Annotated in this window: 9 protein-coding genes and 1 riboswitch; of the genes, 6 read left to right on the top strand and 3 right to left on the bottom strand. The window is 69.8% G+C overall.

Annotated elements, in window-relative coordinates:
- Nucleotides 1–73: 73 nt before the first annotated feature.
- A complete protein-coding gene (locus ACFVBH_RS05680; protein ID WP_379000103.1) occupies nt 74–829 on the top strand; it encodes an IclR family transcriptional regulator in 756 nt (251 codons plus the stop codon).
- Nucleotides 830–1,130: 301 nt separating this feature from the next.
- On the opposite strand, the gene ACFVBH_RS05675 is transcribed toward ACFVBH_RS05680, so the two are convergent.
- The 3 genes from ACFVBH_RS05675 to ACFVBH_RS05665 form a co-directional block, all read right to left on the bottom strand.
- A complete protein-coding gene (locus tag ACFVBH_RS05675; protein ID WP_379001603.1) occupies nt 1,131–3,062 on the bottom strand; it encodes a family 2A encapsulin nanocompartment cargo protein cysteine desulfurase in 1,932 nt (643 codons plus the stop codon).
- A 1-nt stretch (nt 3,063) separates the two neighbouring features.
- Entirely contained in the window at nt 3,064–3,993 is a 930-nt protein-coding gene (locus tag ACFVBH_RS05670) for a family 2A encapsulin nanocompartment shell protein (protein WP_379000101.1), read from the bottom strand.
- Between the two features lie 263 nt (nt 3,994–4,256).
- Nucleotides 4,257–4,997 carry a class I SAM-dependent methyltransferase gene (locus ACFVBH_RS05665; RefSeq protein ID WP_379000099.1) on the bottom strand — a complete coding sequence of 247 codons (741 nt, stop codon included), beginning with the start codon at nt 4,995–4,997 and terminating at the stop codon, nt 4,257–4,259.
- 205 nt (nt 4,998–5,202) lie between these two features.
- A riboswitch (cobalamin riboswitch) is annotated at nt 5,203–5,437 on the top strand.
- Between the two features lie 136 nt (nt 5,438–5,573).
- Here ACFVBH_RS05665 and ACFVBH_RS05660 point away from each other — a divergent pair.
- From ACFVBH_RS05660 to ACFVBH_RS05640, 5 genes are all read left to right on the top strand, one after another.
- Nucleotides 5,574–6,581 (top strand): methylenetetrahydrofolate reductase, encoded by a 1,008-nt coding sequence (locus ACFVBH_RS05660; RefSeq protein WP_379000096.1) that lies wholly within the window; start codon nt 5,574–5,576, stop codon nt 6,579–6,581.
- 280 nt (nt 6,582–6,861) lie between these two features.
- Nucleotides 6,862–7,497, top strand: coding sequence for a GNAT family N-acetyltransferase (locus tag ACFVBH_RS05655; RefSeq protein ID WP_379000094.1), 636 nt, complete (start codon nt 6,862–6,864; stop codon nt 7,495–7,497).
- A 12-nt stretch (nt 7,498–7,509) separates the two neighbouring features.
- Nucleotides 7,510–9,330, top strand: coding sequence for an IucA/IucC family protein (locus tag ACFVBH_RS05650; RefSeq protein ID WP_354990387.1), 1,821 nt, complete (start codon nt 7,510–7,512; stop codon nt 9,328–9,330).
- On the top strand, nt 9,327–11,660 hold the full coding sequence (locus ACFVBH_RS05645) for a penicillin acylase family protein (protein ID WP_379000091.1): 2,334 nt from the start codon (nt 9,327–9,329) through the stop codon (nt 11,658–11,660). Before ACFVBH_RS05650 ends, ACFVBH_RS05645 begins: the two co-directional genes overlap by 4 nt.
- Nucleotides 11,657–13,099, top strand: coding sequence for a condensation domain-containing protein (locus ACFVBH_RS05640; RefSeq protein ID WP_379000089.1), 1,443 nt, complete (start codon nt 11,657–11,659; stop codon nt 13,097–13,099). The genes ACFVBH_RS05645 and ACFVBH_RS05640 overlap by 4 nt, the downstream gene beginning before the upstream one ends.
- The last annotated feature ends 46 nt before the right edge of the window (nt 13,100–13,145 follow it).

Raw genomic sequence — 13,145 nt, 5'->3', positions numbered from 1 at the left:
CCCACCGGCGGCCTTTCCGGATAATGGAAAGCGCGGTCCGGAATCTCGCTGCGGGCGTGCTACCGTCGCTGACGTGGAAGCCCCCGGTGTGCAAACCATCGCCCGTGCCCTGTCGGTGCTCGAATGCTTCCGGGCCGGCGACGAGCGCGGCGTCTCGGAGATCGCGCGCCAGCAGGGGCTGGCCGTGAGCACGACGCACCGGCTGCTGGCCGCCTTGGTCGCCGCGGGATTCCTGGAGAAGAACGAGGAATCCAGTCGCTACCGAATGGGCGGGGCGCTGGCCGAATACGGCCAGATCGCCTACCGCCAGCACCGCATCTATCTCGCCGAACCGTGCCTGGAACAACTGGCCGCCACCACCGGCGCCAGCGCCTCGGTCGCCATCCGGCACAGCATCCACGCGGTGTTGTTGGGCACCAGCCGCTGGCGCGAGACCGACGGCCATCGCCTCCAGGGCGTGCGGCTGCCGCTGCACGCCAGCGCCCTGGGCAAGGCGTTGCTGGCCTGGTCGGAGGCGAGCGACGAGGAGCTCGCGGCCCTGCCCTACGACGAGGGCACCGATCGCTCGGTCTCGGGCCCGGCCGAACTGCGCGCCGAACTGACCCGAACCCGCGAGCGCGGCTACGCCTACAACGACGGCGAACTCGACCCCGAGTTCCGTACGATCGGCCTGCCGATCCTCGATCCGGTCGGCCGCTGCCGCTTCGCCCTGGGCCTGCGCGGCCCCACCGCCCTGATGATCCCCGAGCGAGTGCCGTTCCTGGTCGAACTGGCCAAGGTCACCGCCGCCGAGATCGGCACGCGCTTCGCCGCGGCCGCCGAGAGCTGACCTCGCTCCTCGGTAGTGCGCGGAAGCGGCACTCCGCGCTCGACATTCGGGCGGTCGGCAGCGACTATCGGGGGATTCGGTGCGGGCTTCGCCGAGGAGTGAAGCTGACCATGCTCCTGCAATGCGCCGAATCTGCTCTCCGCGTAGTGTATTCGCGGGCCGGGATCGCTGGACCGGGGGATTCGGCGCAAGCTTCGCCGTAGCGGCCGACGGCCCAAACGTGTCCCGCTCGTACACGAACGCGGCGTCCACGCGGCTCTGAGGCCGCGTGGACGCCGGTCGGGTGCCGCCGTCGATCCGGTCAGCCGCGCGCGTGGGCGAGGCGGGTGACCTCGGCGATGAAGCGGTCGATCTCCTCGCAGGTGTTGTAGAAGGCGAAGGAGGGGCGGACCGTGGCCTCCACGCCGAAGCGGCGCAGGATGGGCTGGGCGCAATGGTGCCCGGCCCGCACCGCTATGCCCTTCTCGTTCAGGGCCGTTCCGACTTCTATGGGTTCGTAGCCGGCCAGGGTGAACGACAGCACGCTCGCCTTGTGCGCGGCGGTGCCGATGAGGCGCACGCCCGGGATCGCCGCCAGCCGGGGTGTGGCGTACTCCAGCAGGCCGTGTTCGTAGCGGGCGATGGTGTCGATGCCGAGTGTTTCGACGTATTCCACGGCCGCGCCCAGGCCGACCGCGTCGGCGATGTTGCCGGTGCCCGCCTCGAAACGGCCCGGCGGCGGCTGGAACAGCGAGCGATCGAAGGTGACGTCGCTGATCATGTTGCCGCCGCCCTGCCAGGGCGGAAGATCCTGGAGCACTTCGGATTTGCCGTAGACCGCGCCGATCCCGGTCGGGCCGAAGAGCTTGTGGCCGGAGAAGACGAAGAAGTCGGCGTCCAGGGCGCGGACGTCGATCCGGGTGTGCGGGATGGACTGCGCACCGTCCACCACGGTGACCGCGCCCGCGCGCCTGGCCTCGGCGACCACATCCGCGATGGGCGTGATGGTGCCCAGTGCGTTCGACACATGGGTCACCGACACCAGTTTCGTGCGATCGGACAGCAGCCGGGTGTACTCGTCCATCCGCAGCTGGCCGGTGTCGTCCACCGGAATGACCTTCAGCACCGCGCCGGTCTCGGCCGCCAGCAGCTGCCACGGCACGATATTGGCGTGGTGTTCGAGGTGCGAGACGAGGATCTCGTCACCGGCGTGCAGATTCTTGCGGCCCCAGGTCTGGGCGATGAGGTTCAGGCCCTCGGTCGCCCCGCGCACGAAGATGATCTCCTGTGCCGAGCCCGCGCCCAGGAAGCGCGCCACCGCCTCGCGGGCGTGCTCGTACGCGTCGGTCGAGCGCGCCGCCAATTCGTGTGCGGCACGGTGGATGTTGGAGTTCTCGTGCTCGTAGAAGTGGGTGATGCGGTCGATGACCGTGCGCGGCTTCTGCGTGGTGGCGGCGTTGTCGAACCACACCAGCGGGTGCCCGTTCACCCGTTCGCCCAGGATGGGGAAATCCCGGCGGACGGCGTGCACGTCGAACGGCGGATGCCGATCCGGCACCGGATCGCCGGCCCGGTCCCCGAGGAAGTAGAACTGTGACCCGGCCGGTGCCGCATCGGCTCGCGGGCGCTCGAGGAAGTAGAAGCTCGGCCCGCCTGCCGCTGCCGCCGGTGCGCTGAAACGCGACGGGGTCAGCGGGATATCGAGCGAGGGCAGTTCGGGCAGCCAGGGATCGGTGTGCACCGGGGCCGCGGTGGTCCCGGACTCCCAGCCCGGCACCGCCGGGGCGGGGGTGGCCCCGCCGGGCGGCACCGCACCCCGAGGCGCGCCCGGGGTGCGCGGCGTGCCCGCCGTGGCAGGGACGGAGATGCCCGGACTCGGCTGCGGCACAGCGCCTTCCGGCACCGCGCCGCCTTCCGGCACGGTCGGTTCCGGCGCGTGCGGGAGCGAGCTCGCCCCCGCCGCCGACAGGGGAGCCGCCACGGGGGCCGACGCGGCCGAGGGCAGCGCCCCCGGCGATCCGGGCACACCGGACGGCCCCGCCGGGGTGCTCGGCGCACCCGGAACATACGGGAGCGGCGGCGGCTCCGGAGCCGGTCCGCCCGGCCCCGGGACGCCCAGCCCCCCGAGGCCCGGCGCCGCCGACGGCAGCGCCGAGAAGAACTCCCCGGCAAGGCGATTCAGCGTCGCCTCGTCCGGGAGCAGGGCGCCCCACCCGGAACCGGTGGCGGCCACCGGTTCCGGGGAAGCGGGCAGATCAGCGGTAGGTCGGTGCATAGTCATGGAACCTGTTCACCTCTGCGCCCTCGAGCACCGCCACGGCGTCGTCGGTCAGGATCGCCAGGGAGCAGTACAGCGAAACCAGATACGAGGCGATGGCACTGCGGTCGATTCCCATGAACTTCACCGACAGGCCGGGACCCTGTTCGCCGGCCAGTCCCGGCTGGTACAGCCCGACCACGCCCTGCCGTTCCGCGCCCGGGCGGATGAGCAGGAACTTGGTCTTGCCGCCGGTCACCGGAACCTTGTCCGACGGGATGATCGGGATGCCGCGCCAGGTGATGAACTGCGAACCGAACAGGCTCACCGTCGGCGGCGGCACACCGCGCCGCGTGCACTCTCGCCCGAAGGCCGCGATGCCCTCCGGGTGGGTGAGGAAGAAGCCGGGCTCCTTCCAGACCTTGGCGATGAGATTGTCCAGATCGTCGGGCGTGGGCGGGCCCGCGATGGTCGAGATCCGTTGCTTCTTCGGCGTATTGGCGATCAGCCCGTAGTCGGGGCTGTTGATCAGCTCGCCTTCCTGATGCTCCTTGATGGCCTCGATGGTCAGGCGCAGCTGCTGGGAGATCTGGTCGTGCGGGCTGGAATACAGGTCCGAGACCCGGGTGTGCACGTCGAGGATCGTGTGCACGGCCTTGAGCCGATACTCGCGCGGATCCTTCTCGTAGTCGATGAAGGTCTCCGGCAGCGGGGACTCGTCGTAGTTGTCGCACTTGATGTCGACGGTCTGCTCGTGCGTCACCCGGTTGCGCCGGTAGATGCCGGCTTCCACCGGCACCCAGCTCAGCAGATGGACCAGCCACCGCGGGGTGATGGACTCCATCTGCGGAACGGTCTTGGTGGCATTGGCGAGTGTCCGAGCAGCCTCGTCGCCCAGTGCCACCGGTTGCGGCACGGTACTTGTCATGAAAACCGCCTTCAATTAGGCAAATTGGGGGTTACCGACGGGACGGAATACTAACTCCGGGATCCGCCGCTGTCCTGATGAACAGAACGGCGGGCGTGTCCTGGAAGTTTGCTGGCAAAGGCGCGATTCGATGCCGTTCGTGCCTTCGATGTGAACGGGTGCACACCGCGATGTAGACACCGCGAGCTAACAGTGAGGAAACCGTAATTGCGCGGTAACGAATTCGGGGGAGGCGCGCACGGAAACCGCTGCGGCCGCGCGCCTCAGCGCACGCCCACGAGCACCGCGTCGGTGATCGAGCGCCACGCGACCCCGGCTTCGGCGAACCCCGCCGCCCAGACGTGGTCGAGATGCCAGTCCAGGGTCTGCGGCACGCCCCGCGGCCGGTTGTCGAGAATGGCGCGACTGGCGGCCAGCTCGTTGCTCAGCCGCGGATCATCGGCGATTCCGGCCCACCACTGTTCCCAGTCCGGCACGCCCTCGGCCCGCACCCGCTCCTGATGCCCGCGCTGAATCCGCTCGTCCAGCGCGTTCAGCAGCGGGGTCCGCGGATCGGGCATGTGGTCGGCGTTGAGGAACAGCCCGCCCGGGCGCAGCAGCGCCGGCAGGTCCCGGTAGAGCCTGGCCAGGTCGTCGGGCTGCATCCAGTGCGTGGCGGTCGCGGTCGCGATGACGTCGAACGGCTCGGCGGTCAGCGCACTCGACCACGCCGGATCTTCCAGGTCCGCCACGACGAAACTGACGCGCGGATCATCGGCGAAGGACCCGCGCGCCATCGCCAGCAGCGTCGGATCCCGATCCACCGCAACCGAACTCGACTCGGGCAGCCGGGCGAACAGCCGCCGGGTGATGGTGCCGGTCCCGCAAGCCAGATCCAGCACCCGCGGCGCCTTCCCGGCGCTCGCCTCGACCAGATCCAGCATCACCCGGAATCGCTCCTCGCGATCGGGCATGTACAACTCCTGCTGCCGATCCCAACTCTCCTGCCACGCTTCCCAATTCACGCCTTCTCCAGTGGTCTGATCAGCGGCTTCGGACCGGACGCAGACTACGCGGCGGACCGGGCGCGGCGTCCCCGCGACACGCGCTCGCGGCGCGCCGGAGCGCGCGGGGGAGGGGGTGTGGTTGTCGGCGGCGGTACCACTTCGCTATATTCGCCTGCGCAGCTGGTTCGCCGGAGGCGGTATCGAGGAGCCCCTGATCCGTCCGAAGGCGTCGAAGCCCGGTGGTGCGTTCGCGTGCCGCCCGGGTGAGAGGGAACCCGGTGGAAATCCGGGACTGTCCCGCAGCGGTGAGTGGGAACGACAGCCGTCATTCCGCACTGGGCGCGATGCCTGGGAAGCGATGGCCGATAGGACCAGCCCCGGCACGAGCACCGGGGCCGACCCGGGTCACGGGTCGATGCCCACGAGTCCGAAGACCTGCCGTTGCGCTGGATACGTCGTATCCGGCGGTTGTCGCCTCGTGGATCGGGTGGCACGCCGAGCGGGACCGGGCGTCGCACGACGCCGCGCAATGGGCTCCTTCAGCGTGCACTCGCAATGAGGTGGCCATCGGCATGCTGACCATGGAGCTCACCAATGACGAACTCGGACAACACTTTCGCAGCCGTGCCCGGCTGCGCCCCGACCGCCCGTGTCGCGCCGCTCGCGGCCGCTCGCGCCTCGGTCGTGCAGAGCCTGCGGATCCATTCCGGGGCGCGGGTGCCCTTCTCGGTGGAATTCAATCCGCCGCGCGACGCCGCCGGAGAAGCGCGACTGTGGCGCACGGTCCGCGAGTTCGAGCGCATGCATCCGGCCTTCGTCTCGATGACCTATGGCGCGGGCGGCTCCACCAAGGACCGCACCGCCCGCATCACCGGCCAGCTCGCCCAGCAGACCACCCTGCTGCCGGTGGCGCACCTGACCGCGGTCGGGCACAGCATCGCCGAACTGCGCGCGCTGGTCGGCTCCTACGCCGACTGCGGCATTCGCAACATCCTGGTGCTGCGCGGCGATCCGCCGGGCGATCCGCTCGGCGCCTGGGAGCGTCATCCCGACGGGGTGGCGTACGCCGAGGAACTGGTGCGCATCGTGCGCGACCTCGGTGACTTCAAGGTCGGGGTGGCCTCGTTCCCGCAGGGGCATCACCGCTCACCGGACCTGGCCACCGACACCGCCCACCTGGCCGCCAAACTTCGCGCCGGCGCGGACTACTCGATCACCCAGATGTTCTTCGACGTCGAGCACTACCTGCGCCTGCGCGACCGGGTGGCCGCGCACGACCCGATCGAAGGCGCCAAGCCGATCATTCCCGAGCTGATGCCGATCACCTCCCTGCGCACCGTGCAGCGGGCGGTCGAGCTGTCCGGTCGCGAACTCCCGCCGGCGGTGCTGGCACGGCTGCGGCGGGCCGCGGGGGACGGTCCGGAAGAGAACAAGGCCGCGGTGCGCGCCGCGGGCATCGAGATCGCGACCGAGATGGCGCAGCGCCTCATCGACGAGGGCGCGCCCTGCCTGCACTTCATCACGCTCAATTTCGCGAAGGCGACGACCGAGGTGCTGACCAATCTCGGCTACCGCGTGACCGCGGCTCCGCTCAGCGCCTGAGAAACCGGCGGCGGGTCCGGAAACCCGGACCGGGCCCGGCAACCGGCTGGCTCTGAGATCTGCATTACGCTAGCCTAACCTAAATCGGATGAGGTTAGGCTACGTTTACTACGTAAGTGTGTGCTGATCAGCGATTACGTTCCGAGACCGGCCGCAGATGCTGAAAGCCTGCCGCTATTGCTCGCGTGTCGCGCGGTACCCGTCGCGATTTTCGGGTTAGCCCACCCTAATAAAATAGGTTACCCTAACTCGCGAATGTGGATCTGCGAGAGGGTTTCTGATGGTGGTTGCTCGTCCCGAGACGAGTCCGGGTACCGATGTTGTCGAACCAGCTGTTTACGAGCTGACCGCCCGGCCCATCGATATCGAACGTGACACCGAGACCGCGCACCGGTGGCTCATCCACCCGAAGTCGGCGTACTGGGGGATGCTCGAGAGCACGCCGGCCGACGTCGAGGATCTGATCCGCGTCGCCGAGTCCGACCCGGATCCGCGATTCGGCATGTGGATCGGCGCGTTCGAGGACGAGCCGCAGTTCCTCTTCGAGCTCTACAACCCGCAGACCAGCGATCTGGCCAAGCCGGACACCGGCTACGAGCACGCGGCCGGTGACATCGGCATGCACCTGCTGGTCTCCAGCAGTGAGCGCCGGCTGCCGGGCTTCACCGGCAACGTCATGCTGCACATCATGCGCACCGCCTTCTTCGAGTGCGGCGCCGAGCGAGTCGTGGTCGAGCCCGATCACCGGAATCTGCACGTGCAGAAGCTCAATGCCGCGGTCGGCTTCCGGGTCGTCGGTGATTTCCCGGTCGCCGACAAGATCGCCCGCCTGAGCTACTGCACCCGCGCCGACTTCATTCGGCTCACGGACAACGGCCGGTCCCTGGCGACCGACCTCCAGCTCGCGAACTCCTGAGAAGGTAGTGCTTTGACCAGCCCCGAAGCTTCCGCGCACCTATCCGCGTTCTGGCAGACCTACGAGACCAGAATCGCGACCAAGATCCTGGCCGAGTTCTGCCACGAACGGTTCGTGCATCCGGTCGAGTTGACCCCCGGCGTCTACGTGCTGCACTCCGACGACGGCCTGACCGAATACGGTTTCCGCGCCGAGGTGCTGTCGCTGGACAGCTGGTGCATCGACGAGTCGTCGCTGCGCCGCACCCGCGACGGCGAGTCCGCGCGCATCGACGCCACCCAGCTCATCATCGATCTCAGCGGCTCCCTGGGCATTCCGCGCGACGCGCTGCCGGAATACCTCGAGGAGTTCACCAACACCCTGATCATGAGCGCGAATCGCCCCGACGAGCGGCGCATCGCGGCGGCGGAGCTGGCGGTCGCGGACTTCCAGACCATCGAGCGCACCATGACCGAGGGGCACCCGTGCATCGTGGCCAACGCCGGTCGCCTCGGTTTCAGCGCGCACGACGTGGAGAACTATGCGCCCGAATGGGGTTCGCGGTTCGCGCTGACCTGGGTCGCGGTCCGGCGCGAGCACTGTGAGTTCGCCGCGGTCGAGGGCGTGGACTACGACTCGGTCGTCGCCGCCGAACTGGGCGCGGACACCCTGGCCCGCTTCGGCGCGGTACTCACCGGGCGCGGCCTGGATCCGGCGAGCTACTACTACATGCCCGTGCACCCGTGGCAGTGGATCGAGAAGATCGCCCGCGTCTACGCCGTCGACATCGCCGAGCAGAAGATCGTGGAACTGGGCACCGGGCCGGACCTGTACCAGCCGCAGCAGTCCATCCGCACCCTGTTCAACACCACCCGGCCGGCCCGGCACTACGTGAAAATGGCGCTCTCCATTGTCAATATGGGGTTCACCCGCGGCATGTCCGCGGACTACATGCGCAACACCCCGCTGATCAACGACTGGATCCGCGGTCTGGTCAGCGGCGACGAATACCTGAAGTCGCTCGACTTCGACATGCTCTACGAGGTCGCGGCGATCGGCTACCGCAGCCCCAGCTTCACCGCCATCACCCAGCCCGGCTCGGAATACCGCAAGCTGCTGGCCGCGCTGTGGCGTGAGAGCCCGGTACCGCTGGTGCGCGAGGGCGAACAGCTCACCACCATGGCCGCGCTGCTGCACGTGGACCACCACGGCGATCCGTTCGTGACCGCCGTCGTGCGCGAGTCGGGCCTCGAGGCCCGCGAGTGGCTGCACCGCTACCTGCGGTCCTACCTGCACCCGATCGTGTACCTGCTCTACAAGTACGAGCTCAAGTTCTCGCCCCACGGGGAGAACCTGATCCTGGTGCTGGACAAGGGCGTTCCGGTGCGCGCCATGCTCAAGGACCTCGGCGAGGAAGTGTCGATCTTCGGCGCGCCCGCCGATCTGCCCGAGTCCTGCCACCGCGCCCTCGCCGAGGCGACCGACGACATCCGCAACATGGGCGTGCTCTCGGACGTGTTCGACGACTTCCTGCGGCATCTCGCGGCGGTCTTCCACTCCAGCGGCCTGCTCGCCGACGAGGACTTCTGGGCCGTGGTCGCCGAGAGCGTGATCGGCTTCCAGGACCTGCACCCGGAGCTCGCCGAGCGCTTCGCCAAGTGGGACATGTTCGCGCCCACCTTCAAGGCCATTCACATGAACCGCCTGCAGCTGACCAACAACCGGCGCATGGTGAACCTCGGCGACTCGTACTCGACCCTGGTCGACGACGCGCACGAACTCGTGAATCCCATTGCCGCGCATCGGCCCGAGCCGCTGCTGCTGGAACTGCGGGACGAGGTGTCGGTCTCGTGAGCGAGTACACCCCGGACGTGGAGATCCTGCGCGACGCCCACGGCATCCCGCACATCACCGCGACCACCGCCGCGGGCGCGCTGTTCGGTCAGGGCCGGGCCTGCGGGCTCGACCGGGCCTGGCAGCTCGAGTTCCTGCGCCTGCGCGCGGAGGGCCGCACCGCCGAGGTCTTCGGCGCGGACACCGTCGGCTGGGACCGCTTCGCCCGCCGCGCCCAGCTGGAGGCCGCCGCCCGGCGCATCTACAACGCCTCCAGCCCGCGCACGCGAGAACTGGTGCGCGCCTACGTCGATGGCGTCAACAGCACCCTGGACACCGCCGAGGCGATCGAACTGACCGGGCTCGACCACCGCCCCGCGCCGTGGCAGCCGTGGACGCCCATCGCGGTGTTCATCATCCACAACGTGCTCTTCGGCCGATTCCTCACCAAACTCTGGCGGGTGCACGCGGTGCGCGCGCTCGGCCCGGCCGCGCTGGCGCTGTTCGACTGCGAGGGCGTGGACGACACCACCGTGAACGTGCCCGGGGTACCGGACGAGGCGTTCCTGGCCGAGCTGCTGGAGCTGATCCCGGCCGTGGCAGCCGTCGCGCCCGCGCCCGAATCCTCCTTCGGCGACGCCATTTCCGGCAGCAATGCCTGGGGCGTGGCCGCCGCCCGCACCGAGACCGGCGCCCCGCTCATCGCTGGCGACCCGCACCGGTTCCTCGAACTGCCCGGCATCTACCAGCAGTTCCATTTGGCCGCACCGGAATTCGACGTGGTCGGCTTCTCGTTCGCCGGCGTTCCCGCGCTGCCGCATTTCAGCCACACCCGCACCGTCGCCTGGGGCATCACCAATGCCATGGGCGATTACCAGGACCTGTACGTCGAGAAGCTCACGCGGACCGCGGACGGCGTCCTGGCCGACACCGCTTCGGGCACACAGCCCGTCGCCACCCGGTTCGAGGAGATCCGGGTGCGCGGTGGCGAGCCGGTGCGCGTGGAGGTCATCACCACCGGCAACGGCGGGGTCGTCTTCGGCGGACCCGAGGAAGCCTTCGCGGTGAGCCTGCGCACCCCCATGCTCAGCGATCCGGACGTCACCTTCGACGCCGCCATCGACCTGCTGTTCGCCGCGAACGTCGGCGACGTCGAGCAGGCACTGGCCGGCTGGTCCGAGCCGGTCAACCGCATCGTCATCGCCGACACCACCGGCAATCTCGCCCATCACGTCGTGGGTGCGATGCCGGACCGGGCCGACGAGAACTACTGGCTGCCCGTCCCGGGCTGGGACGCGCGCTATCAGTGGCGCGGCTACCGCCCCGCCTCGGTGCTCGACGAGTCCTTCGACGCCCGCGTCGAGGGTTACTCGGTCATCGCCAACCAGCGCATCGCCGACTCGAATCCCTTGCAGCCCATGACCACCGAGTGCGCGCCCGCCTCCCGGGCGGATCGCATCGACGCATTGCTGGCGGACGCCGCGAACGTCACCGCGGCGGACTGCGAGCGCATTCACGGCGACGTGCAGTTGGACGGGTCCGACGTGATCACCGAACTGCTGGGCGCGCTCACCGGGCTCGGCGCCGAGGCCGAAGCTGTGCGCACCCGCCTGGTGAACTGGGATCGCGCCATGCACGCCGACAGCACCGACGCCTACGTGTACGCCGAAGTGCGCGCGAACTTCGTGCGCGGCCTCACCGCCGCGCCCGCGCTCGCGGGTTTGGCTGCCCCGCACCCGTTCACGCCCACCTTCAACCCGTGGTTCATCGCGGGCACCCGCATCGGCGCGGCCCTGGACGCGGTCGTGGCCGGCGCGCCGGCCCTCGGGGTGGACGTCACCGGCGCGCTCACCGCCGCCGTGGAAGCGACCGCGGCCGCGCTCGCCACCCGGGAGCAGATCCCGACCTGGGGCAGCGCGCACCTGTTCGCGCCCATCCACGGTTTCGATCTGGTCGGGGCGGGCGTCAAGCATCCGGAACTGAACGCGGCGATCCGCCCGGCGATGCTGCCCCTGGGCGGCGACGCCGAGACCGTGTTCGCCAACGCCAGCGCCGTCGGCTTCTCGCACCTGTGCAGCGTCGGCTCGGCCGCCCGCTACGTCTGGAACCTGGACGATCGCGACGCGGGCCGCTGGATCGTGCCGCTGGGCGTCAGCGGCGCGCAGAGCTCGCCGCACTTCCAGGACCAGTCGCCGCTGTGGGCCCGCGGGGAGCTGATCGACATCGTCAGCGACTGGAAGATCCTGCGGGAGAACGCGACCGGGTACGAGGAGTTCGGCCGGGCGCCCGGCTCGGACGCCTTCGAACCGGTCACCCCGGCCACCGCCGCCTCGACGTTGGGAGCGCTATGAAATCGCAGACCGCCGCCCGCCTGGAGCTGCTCAAGCAGCGCCTGGCCGCCGCCGGGCTGGCCGCCGAGGGCGCCGCCCCGGCCGCGAGCGCCACGCCCGTCGTGCCCGAGGGCACGCTCGGCGTCGCCGAGCGCCGCATGTGGAAGATCTACGGCTTCGACCCGGAATCGTTGTCGCACAACATCGGTCTCGTGCTGGACTTCGAGGGCGGCTACGGCCTGGACGAGGTCATCGCCTCCTTCGAGACCATGGTCGCGCACGCGGCCGTGCTCGGCTCGCTCATCACCGTGGCCGAGGACGGCACGCCCCGCCGCGTGCGCACCGAGATCGCGGGCCGCTGGGCCGAGCCCGGTGCGGTCTGGGAGTGGGGCACCATCCCCGCTGCCGCGCAAGGGGATTCGGATATCCGGTCGGCCGCCGACACCTTCACCAAGTCGCCCTTCGACCTGACCCGCGAACCCCCGCTGCGGGCCCGCATCACCCGCGGCGCCGACGATCGGGTCACCGTGGCGCTGGTCGTGCACCACCTCGCGGTGGACGACACATCGTGGCCGCTGCTGCTGGGCACCCTGGTCTCCGGCGCGTGGCCCGAGGCCGACGATCGCCCGGTCCGCTCGACCGCGCCGGTGACTCAGGACGATGTGGCCCGTGCCCTGGCACACGCCCGGAACACCTGGGCCGCCGAGGGTATCCGCTTCCCGCTGGACGGCACGCTGCCCGACATCAGCCCCGAGCAGAGCTGGCTCTCGCCCATGGACGAGAGCGCGGGCATCCGCTTCGAGCGGCCCGTCCCGGGCTCGGACATCGCCGCGCTCGAGGCCGTCGCCCGCGAGGTCGGCGCCACCCAGAACGCGCTGCTGATCGGCGTCTGCGCGCTCGGCGTCTACGGACTCACCGGTGAGGCCGACCACGTCCTGCTCATCCCGGCCGACAACCGCCGCCAGGGCGAAGGCCCGGCCACCGTCGGCTACACCGGCAACATCGTGCCGATGCGCTTTCGCTTCGACCCGGAATCGACCGTCCGCGAAGCCCTGCGCACCGCGGCCTCGGTCGTGTACGGCTCGATGGAATTCGCCGGCGTCGACTACGGCACCGTGCTCACCGCACTGCGCGGGGCCGGCGGCCGGTTCCCGGTCGCCGAGATCATGGCCTCGGTCCGCAATGCCCCGTTGCGCGGCATCCCGGTCCCACCGGACCGGACCGTCACCTGCGAGTCGGTGTTCCACGGGATCGGCAACTACCCGCTGACCCTGGCCTTCGAACTCGGGGCCGACGACAGCGTGCACCTGGAGATCGATCATCAGCCAGGTCCCGTCGACGACGCCCGCGCCCAGCGAGCCGCGGACATCACCACCGCACTCGTCGCGCGCATCCCCAGCGCACTGGATCTCCCACTCGCCGACCTGGTCGGCGCCGTGCGCGAACCCCAACTCGTATAACCGCCCTCGCCCGCCGGGCCCGCCACCCCCGGCATGCGCCCCCTCC

Source organism: Nocardia sp. NPDC057668, assembly GCF_042799795.1.
Classification (GTDB): domain Bacteria; phylum Actinomycetota; class Actinomycetes; order Mycobacteriales; family Mycobacteriaceae; genus Nocardia.
Note: the sequence above shows the minus strand (reverse complement) of the source record. Positions and strands in the feature narration are given on the sequence as shown.